The organism is Rahnella sikkimica (genome assembly GCF_002951615.1).
Lineage (GTDB): Bacteria > Pseudomonadota > Gammaproteobacteria > Enterobacterales > Enterobacteriaceae > Rahnella > Rahnella sikkimica.
Map to the genome: position 1 here is coordinate 405,714 of NZ_CP019063.1, position 23,351 is coordinate 429,064.

Annotated in this window: 23 protein-coding genes and 2 pseudogenes; 12 read left to right on the forward strand and 13 right to left on the reverse strand. The window is 56.9% G+C overall.

Translation table 11 applies throughout. The features are described from left to right. Positions 1-233: 233 nt before the first annotated feature. The 6 genes from BV494_RS23230 (at position 234) to BV494_RS23255 (ending at position 7,416) form a co-directional block, all read left to right on the forward strand. On the forward strand, positions 234-1,052 hold the full coding sequence (locus BV494_RS23230; protein ID WP_192938195.1) for an ATP-binding cassette domain-containing protein: 819 nt from the start codon (positions 234-236) through the stop codon (positions 1,050-1,052). After that, the gene (locus BV494_RS23235) at positions 1,052-1,873 is read left to right on the forward strand and encodes an ABC transporter ATP-binding protein (RefSeq protein ID WP_104925154.1); all 822 of its coding nucleotides are present in this window, start codon (positions 1,052-1,054) and stop codon (positions 1,871-1,873) included. Before BV494_RS23230 ends, BV494_RS23235 begins: the two co-directional genes overlap by 1 nt. A 4-nt stretch (positions 1,874-1,877) precedes the next feature. Beyond that, positions 1,878-3,116, forward strand: coding sequence for an MDR family MFS transporter (locus BV494_RS23240; RefSeq protein WP_104925155.1), 1,239 nt, complete (start codon positions 1,878-1,880; stop codon positions 3,114-3,116). A gap of 13 nt (positions 3,117-3,129) precedes the next feature. Beyond that, complete coding sequence (locus BV494_RS23245; RefSeq protein ID WP_104925156.1) at positions 3,130-4,638, forward strand: ABC transporter substrate-binding protein; 1,509 nt, start codon at positions 3,130-3,132, stop codon at positions 4,636-4,638. Further along, a complete protein-coding gene (locus BV494_RS23250) occupies positions 4,638-6,422 on the forward strand; it encodes an ABC transporter permease subunit (protein WP_104925157.1) in 1,785 nt (594 codons plus the stop codon). Before BV494_RS23245 ends, BV494_RS23250 begins: the two co-directional genes overlap by 1 nt. Before the next feature lie 64 nt (positions 6,423-6,486). Further along, positions 6,487-7,416, forward strand: coding sequence for a DMT family transporter (locus BV494_RS23255; RefSeq protein ID WP_104925158.1), 930 nt, complete (start codon positions 6,487-6,489; stop codon positions 7,414-7,416). A 41-nt stretch (positions 7,417-7,457) separates the two neighbouring features. Here the strand turns inward: BV494_RS23255 and BV494_RS23260 are convergent, their stop codons facing one another. The 8 genes and pseudogenes from BV494_RS23260 to BV494_RS23295 form a co-directional block, all read right to left on the reverse strand. Further along, complete coding sequence (locus tag BV494_RS23260; protein WP_104925159.1) at positions 7,458-8,033, reverse strand: GNAT family N-acetyltransferase; 576 nt, start codon at positions 8,031-8,033, stop codon at positions 7,458-7,460. A 239-nt stretch (positions 8,034-8,272) separates the two neighbouring features. Further along, positions 8,273-8,548, reverse strand: a pseudogene (locus BV494_RS23265) (helix-turn-helix domain-containing protein); the annotation flags it as partial. A gap of 162 nt (positions 8,549-8,710) precedes the next feature. After that, positions 8,711-9,481, reverse strand: coding sequence for an ABC transporter ATP-binding protein (locus BV494_RS23270; RefSeq protein WP_104925294.1), 771 nt, complete (start codon positions 9,479-9,481; stop codon positions 8,711-8,713). A gap of 25 nt (positions 9,482-9,506) precedes the next feature. Then, the gene (locus BV494_RS23275) at positions 9,507-10,352 is read right to left on the reverse strand and encodes an ABC transporter ATP-binding protein (RefSeq protein WP_439958403.1); all 846 of its coding nucleotides are present in this window, start codon (positions 10,350-10,352) and stop codon (positions 9,507-9,509) included. Then, positions 10,345-11,250, reverse strand: coding sequence for an ABC transporter permease (locus tag BV494_RS23280; RefSeq protein WP_104925161.1), 906 nt, complete (start codon positions 11,248-11,250; stop codon positions 10,345-10,347). Before BV494_RS23280 ends, BV494_RS23275 begins: the two co-directional genes overlap by 8 nt. Further along, positions 11,247-12,320 (reverse strand): ABC transporter permease, encoded by a 1,074-nt coding sequence (locus BV494_RS23285; RefSeq protein WP_226790109.1) that lies wholly within the window; start codon positions 12,318-12,320, stop codon positions 11,247-11,249. Before BV494_RS23285 ends, BV494_RS23280 begins: the two co-directional genes overlap by 4 nt. Next, positions 12,317-13,855, reverse strand: a complete 1,539-nt coding sequence (locus BV494_RS23290) for an ABC transporter substrate-binding protein (protein ID WP_226790137.1) — start codon at positions 13,853-13,855, stop codon at positions 12,317-12,319. The genes BV494_RS23285 and BV494_RS23290 overlap by 4 nt, the downstream gene beginning before the upstream one ends. Before the next feature lie 156 nt (positions 13,856-14,011). Beyond that, complete coding sequence (locus BV494_RS23295; protein WP_104925297.1) at positions 14,012-15,166, reverse strand: mandelate racemase family protein; 1,155 nt, start codon at positions 15,164-15,166, stop codon at positions 14,012-14,014. 398 nt (positions 15,167-15,564) lie between these two features. On the opposite strand from BV494_RS23295, the gene exoX reads away from it, so the two are divergent. After that, on the forward strand, positions 15,565-16,227 hold the full coding sequence (exoX, locus tag BV494_RS23300; protein ID WP_104925163.1) for an exodeoxyribonuclease X: 663 nt from the start codon (positions 15,565-15,567) through the stop codon (positions 16,225-16,227). Positions 16,228-16,236: 9 nt separating this feature from the next. Here exoX and BV494_RS23305 read toward each other — a convergent pair whose 3' ends face one another. Together BV494_RS23305 and BV494_RS26190 are read right to left on the reverse strand one after the other, a co-directional pair. Then, positions 16,237-16,815, reverse strand: a complete 579-nt coding sequence (locus BV494_RS23305; RefSeq protein ID WP_255414965.1) for a LysR substrate-binding domain-containing protein — start codon at positions 16,813-16,815, stop codon at positions 16,237-16,239. 40 nt (positions 16,816-16,855) lie between these two features. Then, the gene (locus tag BV494_RS26190; RefSeq protein WP_226790110.1) at positions 16,856-17,167 is read right to left on the reverse strand and encodes a helix-turn-helix domain-containing protein; all 312 of its coding nucleotides are present in this window, start codon (positions 17,165-17,167) and stop codon (positions 16,856-16,858) included. A 195-nt stretch (positions 17,168-17,362) separates the two neighbouring features. Here BV494_RS26190 and BV494_RS26195 point away from each other — a divergent pair. Beyond that, positions 17,363-17,887: pseudogene (locus BV494_RS26195) on the forward strand (MBL fold metallo-hydrolase); the annotation flags it as partial. Between the two features lie 124 nt (positions 17,888-18,011). Here BV494_RS26195 and BV494_RS23315 read toward each other — a convergent pair. Beyond that, entirely contained in the window at positions 18,012-18,941 is a 930-nt protein-coding gene (locus tag BV494_RS23315) for a LysR family transcriptional regulator (protein WP_104925299.1), read from the reverse strand. A gap of 136 nt (positions 18,942-19,077) precedes the next feature. Here BV494_RS23315 and BV494_RS23320 point away from each other — a divergent pair, with 136 nt between their 5' ends. The 4 genes from BV494_RS23320 (at position 19,078) to BV494_RS23335 (ending at position 22,140) form a co-directional block, all read left to right on the forward strand. Beyond that, positions 19,078-20,499: an MFS transporter gene (locus BV494_RS23320; protein WP_104925164.1), complete on the forward strand. Its 1,422-nt coding sequence runs from the start codon at positions 19,078-19,080 to the stop codon at positions 20,497-20,499. 40 nt (positions 20,500-20,539) lie between these two features. After that, entirely contained in the window at positions 20,540-21,229 is a 690-nt protein-coding gene (locus tag BV494_RS23325) for a helix-turn-helix transcriptional regulator (protein ID WP_104925165.1), read from the forward strand. Positions 21,230-21,326: 97 nt separating this feature from the next. Then, positions 21,327-21,698: a VOC family protein gene (locus BV494_RS23330; RefSeq protein WP_104925166.1), complete on the forward strand. Its 372-nt coding sequence runs from the start codon at positions 21,327-21,329 to the stop codon at positions 21,696-21,698. 196 nt (positions 21,699-21,894) lie between these two features. After that, on the forward strand, positions 21,895-22,140 hold the full coding sequence (locus BV494_RS23335) for a DUF1272 domain-containing protein (RefSeq protein WP_104925167.1): 246 nt from the start codon (positions 21,895-21,897) through the stop codon (positions 22,138-22,140). A 3-nt stretch (positions 22,141-22,143) separates the two neighbouring features. On the opposite strand, the gene BV494_RS23340 is transcribed toward BV494_RS23335, so the two are convergent. Both BV494_RS23340 and BV494_RS23345 read right to left on the reverse strand, forming a co-directional pair. Then, complete coding sequence (locus BV494_RS23340) at positions 22,144-22,533, reverse strand: nuclear transport factor 2 family protein (protein ID WP_104925168.1); 390 nt, start codon at positions 22,531-22,533, stop codon at positions 22,144-22,146. Between the two features lie 102 nt (positions 22,534-22,635). Further along, complete coding sequence (locus BV494_RS23345) at positions 22,636-23,337, reverse strand: ArsR/SmtB family transcription factor (RefSeq protein ID WP_104925169.1); 702 nt, start codon at positions 23,335-23,337, stop codon at positions 22,636-22,638. Positions 23,338-23,351: the final 14 nt, after the last annotated feature.

A 23,351-nucleotide genomic window follows, 5' to 3' on the forward strand; every position in this document is an offset into this window, starting at 1 on the left:
CGAGGTTCATCGGGGACGTTTTGATTTTCGGAAAACATGGGATTCTGTTACGCATTACTTACGTTATTTTCGCGAGGCGTACAGGCGGGGTTTTAATATTGATAATAAAAATCCTACATAATCGCATCAGCAGGAAATCCAAAAAAATTCATAAAACCTTTTGCATCAAATTGACACATTTTGTTATGTTATCACATATCAAATACACCACCGCGATGAACAGGTAGAAGGGAATGACTGCTGACAGGGCAAAAAATGTCGAACCGGTCCTTGAAGTTAAGGGGCTGATGCTGGAAATCGCCGGTGAACAGCGTGTCGCAGATTTGTGTTTTTCAGTGAACGCGGGCGAACGCGTTTGCCTGCTCGGCGCTTCCGGCTCGGGCAAATCGCTGACCGCGAAAATGATCACCGGTACGCCGCCCGCGGGCGCAAAGCTCAGCGGCAGTATTCGCGTAAACGGCATTGAAGTCTGCGGTAAACATCCCGTGGCGCGTTGCGCGCAAAGCCGCGTGGCGACGGTGTTTCAGGATTCTTCCACCGCACTCAATCCCCTGATGACGCTCGGCAAACAGCTGAATCTCGCCCTGCCCGCGGCAAGCGCAGATGAACTCGCCGCAATGCTCGAACGGGTCGGGCTGGATGAAATCCCAAACTTTGCGGCACGGTATCCGGCTGAACTTTCCGGCGGCCAGCGGCAGCGTTTGTGTATCGCGCTGGCAATGCAGTCGTCTTCGGCGTTGCTGGTGGCCGATGAGCCAACCACCGCGCTCGACGTGCTCACGCAGCAACGGGTTTTACAGGTGATGCGTGATGCTTGCGAAAACGCAGAAAATCCACGCGCGCTGTTGTTTATCACGCACGACATCGCCGTTGCCGCGCAACTTTGCGGACGGGCGCTGGTGATGGAAAACGGGCGTCTGGTGGAATCCGCCTCGATGGCGCAGTTACTGAATAATCCGCAACACGCTTACACCAAAAGGCTGGTCGCGGCGGCAAAACACAGCACGGCTTTGCACCGCAATGCCTCAGCCCTTTGCGCGGTGGCCGTCTGATGAATCCTTCACTGCAACTCGTCACTGAGCCGTTTCTGCACCTTCACAACGTCAGCCTGAATCTGGCCGTTCCGGGCTTTTTCTGGCAGAAAAAACGCGGATCCGCGCCGCTGTTTTCGCATTTATCCTTACGCATTGGCCGCCACGAGCGTGTCGGGCTGGTGGGCGCTTCCGGCTGCGGGAAATCCTCACTCCTGAGAATTTTGCTTGCGATGGATGCACCCGACGACGGCGAAGTTTTTTGCAACGGAAAACCTGTCCGCCCCGGTTCTGCCCGTTCGCTGCGTGAATACCGCCAGCAGGTGCAATACATTCCGCAGGATCCGGCCGGTTCGCTGCCGCCCAATCAGAATGTCGGGCAGATTATCGCTGAACCGCTGAAGCGTCTGGGTTTTCAGGGTGGGATAAAAGCGCGCGTGACGCAGGTGATGGCGCAGGTTGGCCTGCCGGAAGCACTGATGCATCGCGCGGCGGGTGCGCTGTCCGGCGGTCAGGCACAGCGTGTCGCGATTGCCCGTGCGCTGGCGATCCGCCCCGAATTTCTGATTGCCGATGAACCGGTCAGCGGGCTGGATTTACCGCTGCGTGAGCAAATCAAACAACTTTTACAACAGATCACGCAACAAAATGGCATGGGGCTGCTGATGGTCACCCACGATATTTCGATGGTGGCCGGGCTGTGCGAACGCCTGCTGGTGATGCACGAGGGCGAAATTATCGAAGACAGCCCGACGCAGGACGCGCTGCTTGCCCCGCGCCATCCGCATACCCGCCAGTTGCTGGCGGCTTTTCCTCATTTACCTTTGATCGTTAACGGATAACCCGATGTTCACCCGCTCTCAAACCCGCACGTCTGCACCCTGGCCTCCGCTGCTGCTGGGCAGCAATCTGGTCTTTAACATCGGCTTTTACGCCGTGGTGCCGTTTCTCGCCCTGTTTCTGCGCGACGACATGCTGCTTTCCGGCTGGGCGATCGGCCTGGTGCTCGGCCTGCGCACCTTCTCGCAGCAGGGAATGTTTTTGCTCGGCGGCGCATTATCAGACCGTTTCGGCGCGCGGATCGTTATCCTGTGCGGCTGCGTGGTGCGCATCGCCGGATACCTGCTGCTCGGGCTTTCCGACACGCTGACGCCGGTAATACTCGGTGCCTGTCTGACCGGCATCGGCGGCGCGCTGTTTTCGCCATCGATTGAAGCCCTGCTGGCACAGGCCGGAACACACAGCGAGAAAGCCGGAAAACGCAGCCGCGCCGAATGGTTTGCGCTGTCAGCGGTTTGTGCGGAACTCGGCGCAGTGCTCGGGCCGCTGCTCGGCTCGCTGCTTTCCGGCTACGGTTTCCAGCCGGTAGCGCTGGCCGGTTCCGGCTTATTTATGGCCGCGCTGGTGGTGCTGTTTTTCACCCTGCCTGCCGCGCCGAAACGCGCTGCCGAACTGAAAATGGTGCCGTGGTGGGAGACCTTCCGCCAGCCGCGTTTCGTGGCGTTTATCGTGGCCTACAGCGCGTATCTGTTCAGCTACAACCAGCTGTATCTGGCACTGCCGGTGGAACTGCGTCGCGCCGGCGGCGGCGAGCAAGATCTCGGGCCGCTGTTTGTGCTGGCATCAGTTCTGGTGATCGTACTGCAAATGCCGCTGGCGCGGTTTTCCCGCCGCATGGGTGCGCGGATCATTTTGCCCGCCGGTTTTCTGCTGCTTTCTTCCGCCTTTGCCGCCGTGGCGATGTTTGCCTGGACGGTGCCGCCGGAAGGCTGGATGCGCCTGCTGCCGTCGGTTTTGTTGATCACGTTACTGACCGTCGGGCAGATGCTGATTGTGCCGGTGGGCATGGATTTGATTCCGCGTTTCGCCGGGCAGCACAATCTCGGCGCGCATTACGGGGCGCTTTCTTCGATGGGCGGGATCGCGGTGCTGGCGGGAAATTTCCTGCTCGGCGGGTTGCTTGATGACGCACTGGTGCCGTCGCCCGGCGCGGTAATTCCCTGGCTGGCGCTGGCCGCCGTTCCGTTTTTAAGCGCGCTGGCAATGTGGCGAATCTGCCGCCAGCTGCCTCCTCCTGCAATCTGACAAGGAACTTCTGATGTCTGCGTTACGCATAAGCCCGCTGGCCGGGCTGCTTTCTGCTGCACTTTTACTGACCGGTTGCTTCAATGAAGCCGATAAAACCACCGAAAACAGCACTGATTCCCATCTGCGGCTGGCGATGTTGCAACCGCCGCGATCCGGCCTGACGCCGCTCAGCGACGATGCGTTCAAGCTCTCGCGCTGGAGCACGGCGGAAACGCTGGTGGTTCTGGATAAGCTTGGCGAAGCCCAACCGGCGCTGGCGACAAAATGGCAGCAAACCGGCGAGAACAGCTGGCGTCTCGAGCTGCGCCCGGAGGTGAAATTCCACGACGGCACGGCGCTTGATGCGGCAACGGTCGTAAATTCCCTGACGGTGGCTGCCCGTGCAGCCCCGAAACCGCGCATCCTCGACGGCGTTCAGCTCACCGCCGTAGCCGACGGCGAACACGCGGTGATTGTCACCACGGCGCAGCCCGATCCTCTGCTGCCGCAGCGTCTTTCCAGCCCGCAGCTGGCCATTCTGTCGCAGAAAGCCTACAGCGCCAGCGGCGTGGTTGACCCGCGCCATACCGGTTCCGGCCCGTTTGAACTGGTGCAGGTGGACGGCACCAGCAGTGCCAGGCTCGAGCGATTTGACGGCTACTGGGGCGAAAAAGCCAAAGCCAGCGGCATCGACGTCAGTTTTGTGCCGGACGGCACGGCGCGTGGCGCGGCATTACGCACCGGTACGGCAGATATCGTCGAAGCCATTCCGGTTTCTCAGGCACCGTTGCTCGATCAACGCTTAATCCACGAAGTGCCGATGCCGCGCACGAATACGCTGTATCTCAATACGCGGCTCGGCGTGATGCAGGGTCCGGCGCTGCGGGCGGCGGTGCGCGAAGCGATTAACCGTCAGCAACTGGTGGATAACGTGTATGAAAAACGCGCCGATGTGGCACAAGGTCTGCTCGGGCCCGCGTTGCCGTGGGCAGCGAAGTTACGCCAGCCGGTCGCTCATCCGGTTGCGGCGCGTAAACCGGCCAGTGAAACGATCACGCTGGCGACCTTCAGCGACCGCGCCGAACTGCCGGAAGTGGCGGTGTATCTGGCGCAACAGCTGACCGCCGCCGGATTTACCGTCAAACAGGTGGTGCGCGAGTATTCGCAAATTGAAACCGATGCGCTGGCGGGTAAATTCGACGCCTTTATTTTATCCCGCGCGACAGTGCTGGATTCCGGCGATCCGGTGGCGTATCTCTACAGCGATTTCTCCTGCAAAGGGTCGTTCAACATCGCACAACTTTGCCGCCCGGAAATTGATGAAGCGCTGCAACGCGCCTCCGCCATTCCCGCCGGAGAAGCGCGCCGTAAGGCTATTATGCTGGCGGAAAACCAGATCCTCGCCACCGACGCCGCCATTCCGATGCTGCATGAACGCGTGATCCAGGGCGAAGCGGCGAACGTCCGTGATGCGCTGCGTGACCCGCGTGAGCGCACGCTGATCAACGCCGCCACACAGCGCAATGCTCAGGCCGACTGATGAGCGAATCGATATATTGCCGGACCTGCGCGGGCGTCAGCCGGTTGCGCCCGTGCCCGCCGAATACCTGGGTACCCTTGATTTCACGCGTGCTGACGCTGGCCGCCATTGTGGTGCTGATCGGCCTGCTGCCGTGGCTTTCCGGCACGGATCCGGCGCTGTCATTGCTGCGTGCGCGTTCCGGTGAGCAGGAAGCAACAGCAGAAACGCTGAACGCCATCCGGCTGTCGCTCGGGTTAGATCAGGGGCCGTGGCACGCGCTGGCGCACTGGCTCGGCGGTTTGCTGCACGGCGATGCGGACGTTTCGTGGGTTTCAGGATTGCCGGTGTTGCCGGGGATGCTGCGGGCGACCGGCGTTTCGCTGACGTTAATGGCGTCGTCGGCGCTGGTGGCGCTGGTGCTCGCGCTGTTGTTATGTACGGGCACGTTAATGCGCGGATTACGCGGCCATACGCCGCGCCCGGCGGGCTTTTTCGCCGCCCTGCTGACCGCACTGCCGGAGTTTTTGCTGGCGTCACTTTTGCTGATCACCGGCGCGGTCTGGCTGCAATTCTTCCCGCCTTACGGCTGGCTCGGCTGGCAGTACGCGGTTTTGCCGGCGCTGGCGCTGGGATTGCCTGCGGGCGGTTATCTGGGCAGGCTTTACTCGGATGAGCTGGCCGGAACCTTTGGCGAAAGCTGGCTGACCACCTGGAGCGTGCTGGGTATTTCGCGCCGCCACACCGCGCTGGCGGTGATCGCCCGTTCGCTGCCGGGCGTCATGCCATTAACCGGTCTGGTGCTGGTTTCACTGACCGGCGGCGCCATCGCGGTGGAAAAGGTTTTTGCCATTCCCGGACTCGGGCGCGCCACGCTGGGTGCAGCCGCCGCCGGGGATTTACCGGCCTTGCAGACGGGCGTGCTGATCCTGCTGATTCTGGCGTCGTTTATGGGAATGCTGGCGGGCGGCGGACGCCGTTTATTGCTGGGGCGGGCGCTGCAACTCGGCGCGGTGCCGGTTCCGGCGCAGACGGCTCAGCCGGAAAAACAGCAGGCGTGGATCCCGTTGCTGTGTCTGGGGATCCTGCTGATGATGGTGCTCGCCGGTTTGCCGCGTGACCCGCTGACATCGGAATATCTGCGCTTACAACCGCCGTCGCTGGCGCTGCCTTTCGGCGCTGATGCGATGGGACGCGACCTGCTCGCCCGCGTGGCGCACGGCACGTTCAACACCTGTTTGCAGGCGCTGGCGGTGTCGCTGATGTGTCTCGCCGCCGGTCTGCTTATCGGTGCATTCCCCCGCGCGATGACCGGCCCGATTGAAGTCACCAACGCGCTGCCGCCGGTGATTGCCGGATTAGTGGTCGCCGCCGTCAATGGCCCGACCGCCACCGGCGCGGCAATTGCCGTCACCGCCGTGAGCTGGGCTCCGCTCGCGGCGCATACCGCTGCGCTGGTCAGTGAAATTCAGGCACGCCCGTACATGAAAATGCTGCCGGTGATCGGCGTGGGGTCTATCCGCCGCACGGTTTTTTACGTCATCCCCGCGCTGTGTGGCCCGTTGCTGCGCCACGCGATGTTGCGCTTACCGGGGATCGCGCTGGCGCTGGCGTCGCTGGGATTCCTCGGGCTCGGCGCACCGCCGCCGGTGCCGGAATGGGGGCGCGTGCTGGCCGAAGGTATGCCGTATATCGAGCGCGCCTGGTGGAGCGTTTTCGCCCCTGCCGCCGCGCTGGCCGTGCTTTCCGTCATGGCCGTCACGCTCAGCGGTTTGCGGTGGAAAAAGCGCGCAACCGCACACTGAACGTTATCTGAATCATTCGTTTCGCGCTAAGCTGTCGGACTGAATTTTTACCGGATGAATGGAAATGGAAGCGCGTAAACCGCTGGACGGAATGGCTACCAGCGTGATGGTAGGATTGTGTGTGATCTGGGGCGTGCAGCAGGTGGCGATCAAAAGCGCGGCGGCCGATATTACGCCGTTGTTGCAGATCGCGCTGCGTTCGGGGATCGCCGGGCTGGCGGTGCTGATTCTGTTGCTGGTGCGCCAGCGGAAAATCCCGTTCAGCCGTGAAACCCTGCGCCCCGGTTTGCTGGTTGGCCTGCTTTTTTCCATCGAATTTATGTTTGTCGCAGAAGGATTACGCTTCACCACGGCGGCGCACATGGCGGTATTTCTTTATACCGCGCCGATTTTTGCCGCGCTGGGGCTGCATTTTCTGGTGCCGGAAGAACGGCTGAGCGCGCTGCAATGGTCGGGTGTCGGCATCACGTTTACCGGCGTGATTGTGGCGTTTTTGTTTGGCGGACACTCTGCTGCTGTGCCACAGGCCAGCAATATGCTGCTCGGGGATTTTTTCGGTCTGCTGGCCGGCATGTTCTGGGGTATGACCACTATCGTCGTGCGCCGCAGTAAATTATCATCTGGCAGCGCAACCATGACACTGTTCTATCAGCTGGCAGGCGCGTTCGTGCTGCTCGGCGGGCTGGCATTACTGACCGGGCAAACCCATTTCCGCCTCAGCCCGGTTTCCATCAGCAGTATGCTGTTCCAGACCGTCATCGTGACTTTCGTCAGCTACCTCGCGTGGTTCAGCCTGATGCGCCGTTATCAGGCGTCGCGTCTGGGCATTTTGTCCTTCATGACGCCGGTTTTCGGCATCATCGCGGGCGTGGTATTCCTGCACGAACCGCTGAAAATGAATTTCATCCTCGGTGCGTTATTGATTATGTCGGGGATTGTGACCGTCAGCGCCGAAGGGATCTTGCGCGGATGGATTGCGAAACGGCGGGGTTAAGATTTCAACTCATGGGTGCATCAGCGATGATGCACCCGCTTTCAGAGCGGAAAATCGCATAAATCAATGAACATGACGGGATGCTTTTTTTGCCGGTTTGCATCGGTTTCAAGTAACTGCATCTCACGCGAATGGTAAAAATCAATCGCCCCTTGTTTAGCATCTGTCACAAGAAAACGACATCCGACACGGGGCATAATTTCTTCTTTTGCCACAAACAAGGCATGTTCAAATAATAGCTTTCCGATCTTCTTACCTCTTTCCCTGCAATCAACCGCAAAACGGGCGATTTTTACAGCAGGTAATGAAGCATATTTTTCCGCGCTTTCGCATCCTTCAAGCTTATAACCTTCAATTGCGACCTCGCTGCACGTCAATGTGATGTAGCCCAGCACGGTATATTCATAATCTGAAATCACGAGATTTTTGTCTTTTCTCTCGTCATCATCGACCACAACATACGTTTGAGCGATGAAGCCTTGCCGGAATTTAACGGCTTCTTTTTGAAGGAATGTCTTGAGGGGAAGGTATTCTGCACTGCCGGATTTGAAAGACTTACTCTTGTGAAACTGATTGATAGGGAGAATTAAATAGTCGGGCTGTGTTGCGTCATCCATGTTGTAACAGCCTATTGATAGTTAGATTTTTACACCCAGTTTTGCCATTTTCTCTTTCATCTGACGGGCACGATCAACAGATTCATTGACCCTGGATTTAGACTCTGCGTTAACGGAACGCATCTGCTTTATCATCTGCTCAGCATCTTTGCCGTCGAGGACGGTACGACCGAACTTACTGCTTGTAATAGCCATATGTCCTCCTGAATAAAATCGTTTTCTGCGGGATTAAGAACGGGTGATGTTTCATACCTGAGAATGTCGTCCAGAGAGTCAACTTTGGGCTGGAAAAGGGCTTCCAGCTCGCCGAGGCGTCCAAGCACCATCGCCACTCTCACGACATTCTCAAAGCCCACATTTTTCCCCGATTCAAGATTGGATACCGTGTTAACCCCGATGCCCGCCCGCGCTGCAACTTCGGCCTGCGTCATTTGCCGCGACAATCGCTCCTTACGCAGCCGGTCGCAAAGCAACTTAACCACCTCGTCGGGCTTACTAAGACTTAAATCCATCATATTGTGAGTAAACCTATAATATTGAACTTAATACCCAATATTATAGAGTTAAATTGAAAAACAGTCAGAAATTTCAAGCTTATTTAATGCGGGAAGAAGTGAACAGGTGTAACCACTGCATCACGGCAGATGCAGCGGTATTTGGTGATTTTTATATTGAAATTACAACATCACTTTCGCCGCCATTTCGCGGCTGTAATCGCGGCTGGCGTCAACCAGAACGCGGGTGTAGTCGTCCTGAATGTCGCCGCGCAGAAGTGCGTCGGTTTCCAGCGTTTCAAGGATTTTGCCGTATTTCATCACCGCCACGCGCTGGCAGAGATGCGCGATAACGCCCAGATCGTGCGTGACCATCAGGTAGGTCAGCCCTTCCTCTTTTTGAAGATCGAACAGCAAATTGAGGATTTCAGCCTGCACGGAAACATCCAGCGCCGAGGTCGGTTCGTCGAGCAGTAACACGCGCGGTTTGAGGATCAGCGCGCGGGCAATCGCCACGCGCTGGCGCTGGCCGCCGGAAAGCTGGTGCGGATAGCGGCTGCGGAAGGCGCGGTTCAGACCGACTTTTTCCAGGATGGCGTTGACGCGCGCATCGCGCTGATCGATGCGGTGAATTTGCAGCGGTTCTTCGAGAATATCGCCGATGGTATGACGCGGATGTAGCGAACCGTACGGATCCTGAAACACCATCTGCACCAGACGGCAACGGTCGCGGCCAATCCGGTGCTCCAGCTGCTGCCCGTCGATTTCCAGCTCACCTTTCCAGTGGGTAAACAGTCCCGCCAGACATTTCAGGACGGTAGTTTTTCCCGAACCGGATTCGCCGACCAGCCCGAAAATTTCCCCTTCGCGCACGGCAATATTCACCTCCGTCAGCACCTGCGTGGTTTTCGCGCCTTCGCCAAATGTGAGGTTCAGGTTGCGGACGTCGATCATGTTTTTTTGGGACATTTCAGTTTCCTTAATCGGTCAGCCAGCTGGCCTGACGCTGCATGACCGGCAGCGGATAACGGCGGTTATCCATGTCCGGCAGCGCATTCAGCAGGCCGCGCGTGTACGGATGCTGCGCGTTATCCAGATCGGTGGCGGCGATGGATTCCACAATGCGTCCGGCGTACATCACCAGCACGCGGTCGCAGAAACTGCGCACCAGATTGATGTCGTGACTGATAAAAATCAGCCCCAGACCGCGCGTTTTCACCAGATCGTCGAGCAGCGCCAGCACCTGTAAGCGCACCGAAACGTCGAGCGCGGAGGTCGGTTCGTCGGCAATCACCATTTCCGGATCGGTGATCAGCATCATCGCAATCATGATGCGCTGCCCCTGCCCGCCGGAAATCTCGTGCGGATACAGGCCGTACACGCGTTCCGGGTCGCGGATACGCACCACGTCGAGCATGTTCAGGACTTTGCTTTTGGCCTCTTTATACGAGCATTTGTGGTGAGAGCGCCACGCTTCGGCAATCTGGTCGCCGACGCACAGCACCGGATTCAGCGAGTATTTCGGATCCTGCATAATCATGGAGATACGTTTCCCGCGCACCTGCCGCATTTGTTTCGCGCTGGCGTTCAGTAAATCCACATCGGCGAACTGCATTTTGCTGGCGGTAATCTGCGCTTTTGACGGATGAAGGTGCAGCAACGCACGTCCGACGGTGGATTTACCGGAGCCGGATTCGCCGACGATCGCCAGCTTTTCGCGTCCGAGCTGGAACGAAACGCCGCGCACCGCGTGCGTCACCTGACGGCCATTCACAAAACTGACGTTAAGGTCGCGCACGTCGAGTAACGCCGGAGCGTCAGTCATTTCGGGGGTCAAGGATGTCACGAAGGCCATCTCCTAAGAAGTTGAACGCCAGGCTGTTGATCAGGATCGCCAGACCCGGGATCGTCGCCACCCACCAGCACTCCATCATGTAAGTACGACCACTGGAAATCATCGCGCCCCACTCCGGATCAGGCGGCTGTGCGCCCAGTCCGAGGAAGCCAAGCCCGGCGGCGGTCAGGATAATCCCGGCCATATTCATGGTGATGCGGATGATCACCGACGGCAGGCACAGCGGGACAATGTGACGCCACAACACCCGCACCGGAGACGCGCCTTGTAAACGCACCGCCGAGATAAAATCGGCCTGCCGCAGCGAAAGCGTTTCGGCACGCGCCAGACGCGCAATCGGCGGCCAGGCGGTGAGCGTAATCGCGATCACCACGTGTTCCAGCCCCGGTCCGAGCGCGGCAACAAACGCCAGCGCCAGCACCAGACTCGGAAAGGAGATGAAAATATCGGTGACGCGCATCAGCACCATGTCGGTTTTGCCGCCGAAATATCCGGCGGTCACGCCGAGTAATAACCCCAGCGGCCCGACGGTGACAGACACCAGCAGCACGATGTAGAGCGTGATGCGCGAACCGTAAACCAGACGGCTGAAAATATCGCGGCCAAACTCGTCGGTGCCGAACCAGTGCACCGACGACGGCGGGCTGAGCGCGTTGTTCAAGTCCTGCACCAGCGGATGGAACGGCGCAATCCACGGGGCGAACAGCGCCACAATCATCAGCACCAGAACAATCGCGCCACCGATGGCGGTCAGCGGATTGCACGCCATCTGCCAGAGAAAATGCCCGACGCGGCCCAACGCCCGTTTCACGCGCTGGCGCTTTTCGTCGCCCGCGCTGAGCACCACAGAATCGAGGGAAATCGTCATACTTTTGTCCTCGGGTCAAAGACCTGATACAGCAGGTCAGAGAGCAGGTTCAGCACCACGAAAATCATACCGACCACCAGCACGCAGCCCATGACGGCGTTCATGTCACCGAGCATCAGGCTGCTGGTGAGATAGGAACCGAAGCCCGGCCAGGAGAAGACGGTTTCGATCAGCACCGCGCCTTCCAGCAGAGAGCCGTAGGCCAGCGCGACCACAGTCAGCAGCTGAACCAGAATGTTGCGGAACGCGTGGTTCCACAGCACATCCCATTCGCTCAGCCCTTTGACGCGGGCGGTGATGATGAATTCCTGCGAGAGCTGCGCCAGCATAAAGCTGCGGGTCATGCGGCTGATGTAGGCCAGCGAGTGAAAACCGAGCAGCGACGCAGGCAGGATCAGGTGGTTCAGCGCGTTGCGGAAGACTTCCCCATTTCCGGCGATCAGCGCGTCAACCAGCATAAATCCGCTGTGCCGCGTGACCTGCCCGTCGAGGCTGAAATCCAGGCGTCCTGCGCCGCCGACCCAACCGAGCCAGGCGTAAAACACCAGCAATCCCATCATACCGACCCAAAATATCGGCGTGGAATACCCGGCCAGGCTGATGATGCGCACCCCATAATCGGCAATGCTGTTGCGTTTTGCCGCCGCCAGAACACCGAGCGGAATACCGACGCCCGCGCCGAGAAGGATCGCCAGCGTCGCCAGCTCCATGGTGGCCGGGAACACGCGCAGAATGTCCTGCGTCACCGGTTTACCGGTCAGCAGCGCATTGCCTAAATCCCCGTGAGCCAGGCCGGAAAGGTAGATGCCGAACTGCGTCCACAGCGGTTTATCAAAGCCAAGCTGATGATAAACCTGCTGATATGTGCTGTGGTCGGCGTCCGGCCCGACAATCGCCAGCACAGGATCCACCGGCATCACGCGGCCAATGAAAAACGTCAGCAGCAGCAGGCCGAACAACGTGACCGCCACCTGAACCAGCCGTTTGCCGATGCGTCCGGCGGGAATGCCGGAATGCCAGGTCCGGGTTTGTGGGGTCCGGGTTTGTGTGGTGTGAGCTTGTGTGGTCATAACCCTTTACCTCCCGCCGGTTTTGCATCAGCAGCGTCAACTTTGTAGACGTCGCGCAGGAAAGTGGTCGCTGACGGATGAGGCAGATAATTTTTGACGTCCGTGCGCACCACAATGGAATCGACCATTTGCGAAACCGGCACCAGCGCGGGGATCAGCGCGTCGTAACGTTCCTGAATGGCGAAGTAATCCTGCTTTTGCTTTTCAGGGTCGCGCTCGAGCAGCGCCTGATCGATATCCGTATTCAGCTGTTTATCGTAGAAACCGGTGCGCCAGCCCTGAAAATTGGTGAGTCGCGCTTCATCGCTGTTGTCGGGGTTATAGACCAGCGAACGCAGGCTGGAATGCGGATGCGGTTCCACGCCGCTGCCGCCACGCCCGACCAGCATGGCGAATTTACGTTCACGCATCGCACCGTAAATCTGGTTGCCGGTGCCGGTAACGATTTTGGCGCGGATGCCCGCCTGCATCAGCGTGGACTGCACGGCAATCGCGATATTAAGGAACGGCTGGTCGGCCAGCACCCGCAGCGTGGTGTCAAAACCGTCCGGATATCCGGCTTCCGCCAGCAAGGCTCTGGCGCGCGGGATGTCGAGTTTGTAGCCCGGATCCGGCAATGTGGCGGGCATACCGACCTGAATCGGACGCTGATGCACAATACCGTAACCGGTCATTAGCGCTTTGCCGATGCCCTGATAATCAATCAGGTAGCGCACCGCTTCGCGCACTTTCGGGTTGGCGAAGTGCGGTTCTTTCATGCTCATCGCCACGTAATAAAGGGTGCCCTTTTTCACCTGATCCACGACCATCGCCGGATCATGGCTGAGCGCGGTCACGTCGGACACCGCCATATTATTGGCAATATCCAGATCGCCTTTTTCAATCATCAGGCGCAGGGTCTGGGACTCCTGAAAATGGCGGAACACCACGCGGGAAAGCCGCGGTTCGCCACGCCAGTACTGCGGATTGCGGCTCATGTTCAGCACATCTTTCGCCTGCCAGCTGTCGAGGCGGAACGGGCCGGAACCCGCTTCGTTAGTGGTCAGCCAGCGGTTGCCCCAGTCGCCGTTCACTTCGTGCGCCTGCACGGTTTTGCTGTCCAGCGCCACCACGCTGCCGAGCGCGGCCAGCGAATAAATCACCAGTTTCGGGTCGTTCGGTTTAGGCAGTTGGATTTCAACGGTATTGGGCGACGGCGCGCGCACCATTTCATCGACGTTCTTTTTGGTGAATCCGTAGGACTTCCACACCGATGCCTGCGCCAGATTCAGGTGAATAATGCGGCGCATCGACCACACGACATCGTCCGCCGTCACCGGATTGCCGGAGTGAAATTTCACGCCTTCGCGCAGATGAAACGTCAGCAGATTTCCGGCATCGTTGACCTCCCACGAGGTCGCCAGCGCCGGACGCATGTTAGTCAGTTGTTGCGGATCAAGCTCAATCAGCGGGTCATAAAGATTTACTACGATGCCGACAATGTCGTTGCCGGTCATCGCTGCGGGATCGAGCGTCAGCAGGTTATTCATGTTCATGCCGATGATCAGCTGGTCGGGCGGCGTTTTCGCCAGCGCCGGCCAGCAGCTCACCGACAACAGGAGCGCGAAAAACCACGCCCTGAGGGGTGTGCCAGAGTTCATGATGTACCTTCCGGGTAGAGTCAGAGGTTTATTATTTTTTCTGCCCGCAGGTCAGTCGCGGCTGACGGTATGGGTCTCTATGTATTCAAAATTGATGTCCTCTCCGAGGCCGGGACGGTCAGACAGATGCACAAAACCCTGTTCATCCATCGGGTCAACGATGCTGTTCAGGTAGGCGGCGGGTTCGTCATATTCAAGGAACGGATGCAACAAGCCGCGTTCGTACCAGCGGCAGTTGCGGATCGCACCGACCACCACCAGGCTGGCCGCGCCGTTGCCGTGAACTTCGCAATCCATGCCGAACGCTTCAGCCAGGCTGGCGACTTTCATGCACGGCGAGATACCGCCCACGCCGTTTGCACCGGCGCGCAGAATGTCGCACGCCCCCGCTTTCACCCAGTCCGCACGGCTGTGATGTTTGCCGCCCAAGCTTTCCGGGCCGATGACGTCGATTGACAGGTTTTCCGCCAGCCACGCGTAGGACGCCATGCTCTCTTCTTCCATCGGCTCTTCGAACCACGCGAAGTTGAGTTTTTCCAGTGCCTTGCCGATGGTCAGCGCCTGACTGCGGCTGTACCAGTGATAACCGTCGAGCATCAGTTCGATGTCCGGCCCCACCGCTTCACGCACGGCGGCACAGGCTTTGATGTCCATCTTCGGATCCGGCGCGAACGCCACCGGCGGCATCCAGGTGTGGAGTTTGATGGCCTGATAACCGCGTGCCACGAGTTTTTCGGCGAACTGGCCGAACTCGTCTGGCGTTGACAGGCCGCCTTTCAGCTCGTCACCGCACATGGTGCTGCCGTAGGCCGGGACTTTTTCGCGGAATCCGCCCAGCAGTTTGTGTACCGGCATATTCAGCTTGCGGCCGATCAGATCCCACAGCGCCTGCTCGACAAACGACAGCGCGCGCTCGGTCAGCTGATGCGCACTGCCGCGCTGCCAGTGAACCAGATCCTGCCACAGACGTTCGCGGTCAAACGGGTTCTGCCCAATCAGCACTTTTCTGAAAAATGCATTGACGACGTGTGGACGTACCACTTCCGGCGGCGCGAACGAATAACCGCAATCGCCTTCGTCAGTGGTGATCGTCAGCATCGCCATTTTTGCCTGACTTTCTTCACCCGGATGCGAATGACCTGCGCTGTCTGAAACGCGACGGGTCGGATAAGTAAAAACAGTGACTTCAACAGAACGTATTTTCACAGCGATACCTGCCATTACTGAGAGAGTTAACGCTCATCAGAGCGCCCCCGGACTGCGTTCTCAACCGCTTTGTGAGCACGCTCACATTGTGTTAAAACCGCAATCCAACATAAATAAAATAGCGTTTCATTATTGAAGTTAGCCAGTTTATTCACACATTGCCACGGCTAAAAGCCGAAAATATCCGTCTAAGTTTGGGCATCTGCACGGGGCGATGTGAGCATTTTCACGAAAGTGAGGCGAAGTGTGATCTGTACAGGAAATAGGCAGAATGACTGTGTGGGGATTTTCTGAACGTATTTTTTTGTGAAAAGAGGTGATGAGAAAAGTGGGCACGACGCAATCATTCCGTTAGGCTAGCGTTTTCAGAACGTGTCCGGTGGCTTCGGGAGTGGAATATGTTGCGTGTAATTGATACGGAAACCTGCGGATTGCAGGGTGGCGTGGTGGAAGTGGCGTCTGTCGATATTGAGGACGGAAGGATCGTCAATCCGATGAGCGATCTGGTGCGACCCGACCGCCCGATAAGCCATCAGGCGATGGCGATCCATAAAATCACCGAGGCCATGGTGGCCGATAAACCGTGGATTGAAGATGTCATTCCCCGCTACCACGGCAGCCCTTATTACGTCGCCCATAACGCCAGTTTTGACCAGCGTATGCTGCCTGAAATGCCCGGCCAGTGGATTTGCACCGTCAAACTGGCGCGTCGTTTGTGGCCTGGCATCAAGTACAGCAATATGGCGTTGTACAAATCCCTGAAGCTCGACGTGAAAACCCCGGCGGAACTGCATCATCACCGTGCGCTTTTTGACTGCTATATCACCGCCGCGTTACTTATACGCATCATGGATGAATCGGACTGGACACCGGAAGATATGGTCACGATCACCGGCCGACCTGCGCTGATCAGCACCATGATGTTCGGCAAATATCGCGGCAAAAAGATTGCAGAAATTGCCGAAGATGACCCGGCCTATTTGCGCTGGATGCTCAAAAACATCAAAGAATTAACGCCCGATCTGCGGATGACGCTTAAGCATTATCTGGATGCGCAATAGAGTTTGGGGTCATCGGGTTTTGTCCGCGATCAGCGCTTTCAGCTTGTGCAAAATCCATTCTATAGCCGGTTCCCTTTCGCGCCGGTTATTCCATAACAGTGACAGGTGATATTTTGATGTTTCAACAGGGACATCATCGAAATCAAAATTATAGAGTTTGCACCAGACATCCACTAATCCCTCAGGCACGGTCGTCAGCACCGGTAAGCGCGATAATATCAGCGGCTGGGAGGCGAAGTTTGGCGTGACATATTTCACTGTTCTTTTACGATCTGACAACGCGAGCTGGCTATCAATCAGGCTTTGGTTCGCGCCTCTGTACGACACCAGAAGATGGTCATATTTTATAAAATCCTCAATGCTCAGCGGTTTTTTAATTTTAATCTGATTTCTGTCCCATACGGTTTTAAAACCAAATTGCACCAGATTTTCTCTGCCCGCTTCCTGTGCCACGTCTTTTCCGACCGAAATAATCACATCCGCTATGTCATCCTTTATCATTTGTACGTCTTTATAAGAGTCTGATGCCAGGACCGTTATCGTTATTCCCGGTGCCTCAGCACTTAATATTTCCAGTAAATCTGCCATCAACCAGTTTTCGACCCAGTCACTCATCCCGATACGGAAGTTATGACTGTCCGTTGCCGGGTTGAATAAAGGAAAATCGAAAATAGTGCGATGCACATTTTGAATGTGCGGGCCTGAAAGACGCGACCAGCTTCTCTGCGCGTGACGTGGGAAGCATGCCTTCAGACGTGCGGATAAAAAGCGGATCATCAAACATCTCACGCAATCTTTTTAAAGCCGCACTCATCGCGGGCTGCCCCAGATGAAGCCGTTTTGCGGTGCGGGTGACACTGCGTTCATCGGCCATGATGACCAGCACGATCAATAAGTTAAGGTCTATTTTACCAAAATCATTTTCGTTGATATCTTTCATTATATTAATCGATTTGAATAATCAGGTGAGCGTCATCATACTTCGAGCTTAACGGGTTAACAATCAACCAGCGTAAACATTATCGGGAGTCATATGCACATCCCAGTGACCGTAGGAAATTGTGAAATTTCTAAAATTACCGAGCAGACCGCTTCATTTAAATTAACGTCGTTATTTTCGGATCACCTTTGCGATATGGCTGACGATGAAGATAAATACATTGAACTCTCTGTCCACAGCTGGGTGATTAAAACGGCCGGCGATATTATCCTTATTGACACGGCCACCGGGAATCACCGCAACAGAAATAACGTTCCGCTCTTTCATCAGCTGAATACGGACTATCTGCAAAACTTCAGACAGGCCGGGTTTTCACCCGAAGACGTCACTTATGTTTTGTTAACGCATTTGCATACGGATCATGTCGGGTGGAATACTGACGGCCAGGAAGGAGAATGGAAACCGCTGTTCCCGAATGCCCGCTACATTTGCTCTGAAATAGAATTAGTACATTGTAAAACCGATGAAAAGCGACGCGCGTTATATCAGGACAGTATTTTTCCGCTGATTGAGAACGGGAAACTGGAAACGATTAATATTCAGGCATCGCCACTTTTTGCCGGAATAGTGAAATTTATGCCCACGCCGGGGCACAGCATCGATCATGCCTCCATCATTTTAGAATCAGCCGGGGAGTACGCGCTTTTTACCGGCGATGTCATGCATAACCCGGTGCAGTTTGCGCACCCTCACTGGAATTCTGTATTTTGTGAAAATAAACCATTAGCAGAACGCTCCAGAAGAAAAGCAATCGACTGGTGTAAGGAACATGACGCGCTCTGGTTTAGTTCTCATTTTCCGGGAACCTCTTATGGCCGAATTCTGAACGGCAAACGCCCAGCACCAGCTGACGCAGCCAGCGGTGGGCCGGATCAACTTCCGAGCGCGGATGCCACATTTGTGAAATTGTGATTTCACGGGTTTTCACCGGCAGTTCAAACGCATAAAGCCCGACAGGTTCGGCAATCAGGAAAGACGCGGGGATCAGCGCCACCAGATCGGAGTTTTGGGCAATCGCCAGCGCGGCGGAAAATCCCGGCACCACGGCGGCGATTTTGCGTTTCAGCCCCGCGTCGGCCAGCGCGTCATCCACCGGGCCATGCGTGCTGTTCCGGCGGGCAACAACAACATGCCCGAACGAGACATATTCCTGCGCGGTAAGCGCCTTCTTTCGCGCCAGCGGATGACCGTTTCTCACCACGCCGATAAACCTGTCGCGGAACAATGTCTGCAAACGGATTTCCGGCCCCATATCGCCGACGACGCCAATCTCGAGATCGACCCGCCCTTCGCGCAATGCGTTAGACGTTTTTTCCGGTTTTGGCGTGAACCGCAAACACACGGAAGGCGCGGCCTGCGCGGCAGCGGCAATCAGTGCTGCGCCAAACGCCACGACAAAACCGTCGTTTGAGCGGATCAGGAACGTGCGTTCAAGCCGGGCTAAATTGAGTTCTGCCGAGGACGGTCGAAGGAGCGCGCGCGCTTCAAAACTGGCGTTCTGCGCACGTTCGCGGATTGCTTCGGCATACGGCGTCAGCACCATCTGCCGTCCGGCGCGCACCAGTAAGGGATCGCCGGTTGTCGAGCGCAGGCGGCTGAGCGTCCGGCTCATCGCGGAAGCACTTAATCCCAGACGACGCGCAGCACCCGCTACACTTCTTTCAGCGAGCAGCACATCAAGGGCAATGAGTAAGTTCAGATCAGGTTCAGTCATCCGCGCAGTGTAACGCGCCACAAAACCGGAGAGAAGGCGTTTGGTGCAGGTATTCAATGCAAATGCTGCGTCTTCCGCTATGTCCGGCGTCCCGCTATATTCCCTGCATCCCCTGTGAAAGATAACGGATTGAATGATGGAATTATTTACAGACAGACCCGGCGATGAAGGATTGCCGGGACGCGAGCGCGGTTTCGCCATGGCGGCGGTCATGACGATGGCAACGATGTCGGTTTTTGACGGTTCGATGGTGAATATCGCGTTGCCGCAAATCGCACGGGCGCTGGATATTTCGGCGGGCGCTGCGGTGTGGGTTTCCAACGCCTATTTGCTTTCGGCGTCCATGGCGCTGGCAATTTTTGCCGCGATGGCCAGCCACATCGGCTTTCGTTCTATTTTTGTCGGCGGGCTGGCTCTGTTCACCCTTTCTTCCCTGGGCTGCGCGCTGTCGTCATCCCTCGATGTCCTGGTGTTCATGCGCGTATTACAGGGAATCGGCGCAGCGGCCACGCTGAGTATTGGCCCGGCTATTTTGCGCTCGGTATTCCCGACCCGTCTGCTGGGCAGAATTCTTGGTCTGAATGCCCTGAGCATCGCCACCAGTACGGCCATCGCGCCGGTGCTTGGCGGCACCATTTTGTCGGCGCTGAGCTGGCAATGGCTGTTCGCGATTAATATTCCGCTGGGCATTATTGCGATGACCCTCGCGCTGCGCGTCATTCCGGCGAATCCCGCAGCCACGCGCCAGCCGTTTGATTTTGCGGGTGCCGTGTTGTCCGCCGCCATGCTCGGTGCGCTGATCATGGCCGCAGACGCGTTTTCACGTCCCGGCGCGGATGATTTAGCCACGGCGGTCACCTTCGGTCTGGTGGCTGTTCTGGCGGGTGTCGCGTTTGTCTGGCGTCAGCGCCACGCAACAAAACCGCTTTTGCCGCTCGGCATGTTTGCCTCCTCGCGGTTTTCACTGGCGGCGCTCACCTCGCTGGCGTCGTTTGTCAGCCAGGGCATTACCTTCGTGGCGCTGCCTTTTCTGTTCCAGAGCGTTTACGGCTACAGCGCGTTTGTCTCTGCCCTGCTTTTCACACCGTGGCCGCTGGGCATTATTCTCGCCGCGCCCCACGCCGGACGCCTTGCGGATCGCTATCCGGCCGCCATTATTTCAACAATCGGTCTGGCCGTCTTCGGAGTGGGATTATTGCTGCTCGCGCAACTGCCTGAGCATCCGCAATTCTGGGATATCGGCCTGAGAAGTTTCGTCTGCGGCCTCGGTTTCGGTTGTTTCCAAAGCCCGAATAACCGCGAAATGTTGTCGAACGCCTCGCGTGAAAACAGCGGTTACGCGTCTGGCGTGCTGGCGATAATGCGCACCTTCGGGCAATGCCTTGGCGCGGCGGTCGTCGGCGTGACCCTGTCCGTTTACGCGGCTAATAGCGTGATTCAGGAAGCCCATGCGGTAAAACTGAGCCTGTGGATTGCAGTGATGGCGACGGGACTGGCGGTTGCCATCAGCGTGAGCCGGTTGCGCGGACAGCGACATGATTTGCAGGAAGAGAAATAATGGAAATAATAGCCTTCCGGAAACTTAAGAGATAAAAACCGTGTCCCGTTCCCAGCGTTTACTTGATTTGATACAGATCCTGCGTCGTCACCGGTTTCCGGTGACGGGCGCTCAGCTGGCTGCGGATCTTAATATCAGCGTCCGGACGCTCTACCGGGATATCGGCACATTGCAGGAACAGGGGGCTGATATTCAGGGCGAACCGGGGCTGGGATATATTTTACGCCCCGGCTTTATGCTTCCTCCCCTGATGTTTTCCGAGGATGAAATCCAGGCGCTGGTGCTGGGTTCCCGCTGGGTCGCAAAACGCACTGACGGGCAACTGAGCGCGGCGGCCAAAAATGCGCTGGCGAAAATTGCCGCCGTTCTGCCGGAGGATCTGCGCCTGTCTCTGGAATCTTCGACGTTACTGGTCGGCCCTCCTGACAACGCATTAACCGGAGAAACCTTTTTGCCGCAGATTCGTCAGGCAATACGGGGCGAACGTAAGCTCGAAATCGTATACCGCAGCCTGAAAAACGAAGAGTCCCGCCGGATAATCTGGCCATTCGCACTCGGGTATTTCGACCTCGTTCATGTCCTCGTCGCCTGGTGTGAGTCCCGTCAGGGTTTCCGCCATTTCCGCACGGATTGCATTATCTCGCTGACAGACGCAGAGGCGCGTTACCCCAAACGGCGACAGAGATTGCTCAAAGAATGGCGGGATCAGGAAAAAATCGCGCCTCAATAGCCCGGATGACTACTGACAAAAACTGGCAGCAGTTGCCTCTACGATACGCAGTAAGGGACATCAAGCGTGATGTTTCATTACCTCAGAGAGGCAACTCATGATCGATTCAAGCCTGGTTATTTTGTACGTCAACAACCCGGAAGCCAGCGCCAGATTCTATGCAGACTTACTGGGAAAACAACCGGTTGAGGCATCACCTACCTTTGCGATGTTTGTTCTGCCTTCGGGCATGAAACTGGGGTTATGGTCTCGCCATACCGTCGAACCCGCCTCGACGGGGACGCCCGGTTACGGCGAAATCGTCTTTTCAGCCGGCAGTGATGAACAGGTGAATTCCCTGTATTCGCTTTGGCAGGAGAAAGGATTAGACATTGCCCAGCCGCCGGTTGCGTTGGATTTCGGCTATACGTTTGTGGCGCGGGATCCCGACGGGCATCGCCTGCGGGTTTACCGTTTATCGCAGGAATAATGGCGTAAGGCAGAGCGCTGCGACGCTCTGCAAAAAATCAGCGGTTCTGGTACCCATCCCCGCGGTTGCCGTCTGTGTTTTGCTATCACGACGCGGGACTTTTCCGAGGCCGCTGTTTCAGGTTATGTTTACGACGACACACATCGGACAATTTTGAAGGCCGTTCCCGACGCTATACCCACAGAGGATAATTTTTATGCTGGAACTGAGACCGAACTGCGAGTGTTGTAATACAGACCTGCTTCCCACGTCCGCAGACGCGAAAATTTGTTCGTTTGAATGCACATTTTGCGTCACGTGCGCCGACACCAAACTGGGCGGGATTTGCCCTAACTGCGGCGGAGAATTAGTTTCACGTCCACGCCGCCCGGAAAACAAATTAGCCAACAATCCGGCGTCGGTGACACGGGTCTTTAATCCGGCGGGTTGTGCGTCTTCGTAAAGATTATCGGGTGGAAGGCGACGTCAGTGTTTCAGCCGCTGGCGTTCCCTGATGGAAAACCAGCTGCCAGCCGGTGCCTTCCGTCAGTGTCCAGATTGAGGAACGCAGCGCGCCACGCAGATTTCCGGTATTAATGCGGACGCAGGTTTTGTACGTCAAAAGCACAGATTTCTCACTGAGAATTTGGAGCTGAAAATCACCGGACTCGATACCGGATTCTTCCGTTTCCGCAATCAGCGCCGCAATAGTCTGGTGACGGTCAACCCTCTTGCCAGAACGCGTGATTTCCCTGAAATCCGGATGCAGCACCCTTTCCAGCCACTGTTTATCATTGCGTCTGGCGGTATGAAGGCTGCATTCCAGCGCTTTTATTTCGTCTAAAATGGCGGTCATGTAGCTTCTCCTTTTAGTTTGCCATCTAATTTGAAATCCCAGCCGCGGCCGTGGAAATCCAAGACGTCTATTTTGATCATGGGCAAAAGAAATAGAAGGGCTTTATTCCACCGCAACGATCCCTTGCGTCTGCCGGATACCAAAGTGTTGTTCTAAGCCTTTCCAACCCGACACGGTGACTTTCAGCGCTCGGGATTTACTCGAGCGGCTCAGCCACTTCCAGGCGATAAAAGCCTCCAGCAGCGCGGTGCCCGGAAGGCCGGCGAGATGGTATTGCCGCTCGGTCCAGTCAAGGCACAGGCGGTTGCTTCCTGTGGGATCTGCGTTGATTTCCACGCCTTGCTGCTCAAACCAGCGATGCCCCTCAACGGTTAGCACGTAGTGCTGGCCTTCACGCATAGCAATCAGACCACGGTTTAACATGCCCTGCGTAATCATCACGCCGATTTGCCCGGCTAAATGATCGTAACAACAGCGCGCAAAACGCAGCTCCCTGGCGGAATGATTCGGTGTCGTTTGCCACTGCGAAGTGACCGGCCCGACCGAGGCCAGACTTTCCAAAAGCTGGGAAATATGTGGCCCGGCCAGACGGTAATAACGATAGCGTCCGACAGACTCCACGGTGACCAGCCCGCCATCACGCAGTTTTGCGAGATGAAAACTGGCGGTCTGCGCTGTAATTCCGGCGGCCTCTGCCAGCGCACTGGCGGAAAGCGCCTCGCCTCCTGACAGGTTAATGAGCATTATCGAACGCACCGGCTCGGCGATAAGATGGGCCACGACTGAAATGTGAAATTGGTTCATTTTGCGCGCCATTA

Coding starts and splice junctions, on each gene's coding strand:
- BV494_RS23230 (WP_192938195.1), top strand. CDS start 234: ATGACTGCTGACAGGGCAAAAAATGTCGAACCGGTCCTTGAAGTTAAG.
- BV494_RS23235 (WP_104925154.1), top strand. CDS start 1,052: ATGAATCCTTCACTGCAACTCGTCACTGAGCCGTTTCTGCACCTTCAC.
- BV494_RS23240 (WP_104925155.1), top strand. CDS start 1,878: ATGTTCACCCGCTCTCAAACCCGCACGTCTGCACCCTGGCCTCCGCTG.
- BV494_RS23245 (WP_104925156.1), top strand. CDS start 3,130: ATGTCTGCGTTACGCATAAGCCCGCTGGCCGGGCTGCTTTCTGCTGCA.
- BV494_RS23250 (WP_104925157.1), top strand. CDS start 4,638: ATGAGCGAATCGATATATTGCCGGACCTGCGCGGGCGTCAGCCGGTTG.
- BV494_RS23255 (WP_104925158.1), top strand. CDS start 6,487: ATGGAAGCGCGTAAACCGCTGGACGGAATGGCTACCAGCGTGATGGTA.
- BV494_RS23260 (WP_104925159.1), bottom strand. CDS start 8,033: ATGGATGACGCAACACAGCCCGACTATTTAATTCTCCCTATCAATCAG.
- BV494_RS23270 (WP_104925294.1), bottom strand. CDS start 9,481: ATGATCGACGTCCGCAACCTGAACCTCACATTTGGCGAAGGCGCGAAA.
- BV494_RS23275 (WP_439958403.1), bottom strand. CDS start 10,352: ATGACTGACGCTCCGGCGTTACTCGACGTGCGCGACCTTAACGTCAGT.
- BV494_RS23280 (WP_104925161.1), bottom strand. CDS start 11,250: ATGACGATTTCCCTCGATTCTGTGGTGCTCAGCGCGGGCGACGAAAAG.
- BV494_RS23285 (WP_226790109.1), bottom strand. CDS start 12,320: ATGACCACACAAGCTCACACCACACAAACCCGGACCCCACAAACCCGG.
- BV494_RS23290 (WP_226790137.1), bottom strand. CDS start 13,855: ATGAACATGAATAACCTGCTGACGCTCGATCCCGCAGCGATGACCGGC.
- exoX (WP_104925163.1), top strand. CDS start 15,565: ATGTTGCGTGTAATTGATACGGAAACCTGCGGATTGCAGGGTGGCGTG.
- BV494_RS23305 (WP_255414965.1), bottom strand. CDS start 16,815: ATGGCAGATTTACTGGAAATATTAAGTGCTGAGGCACCGGGAATAACG.
- BV494_RS26190 (WP_226790110.1), bottom strand. CDS start 17,167: ATGAAAGATATCAACGAAAATGATTTTGGTAAAATAGACCTTAACTTA.
- BV494_RS23315 (WP_104925299.1), bottom strand. CDS start 18,941: ATGACTGAACCTGATCTGAACTTACTCATTGCCCTTGATGTGCTGCTC.
- BV494_RS23320 (WP_104925164.1), top strand. CDS start 19,078: ATGGAATTATTTACAGACAGACCCGGCGATGAAGGATTGCCGGGACGC.
- BV494_RS23330 (WP_104925166.1), top strand. CDS start 21,327: ATGATCGATTCAAGCCTGGTTATTTTGTACGTCAACAACCCGGAAGCC.
- BV494_RS23335 (WP_104925167.1), top strand. CDS start 21,895: ATGCTGGAACTGAGACCGAACTGCGAGTGTTGTAATACAGACCTGCTT.
- BV494_RS23340 (WP_104925168.1), bottom strand. CDS start 22,533: ATGACCGCCATTTTAGACGAAATAAAAGCGCTGGAATGCAGCCTTCAT.
- BV494_RS23345 (WP_104925169.1), bottom strand. CDS start 23,337: ATGAACCAATTTCACATTTCAGTCGTGGCCCATCTTATCGCCGAGCCG.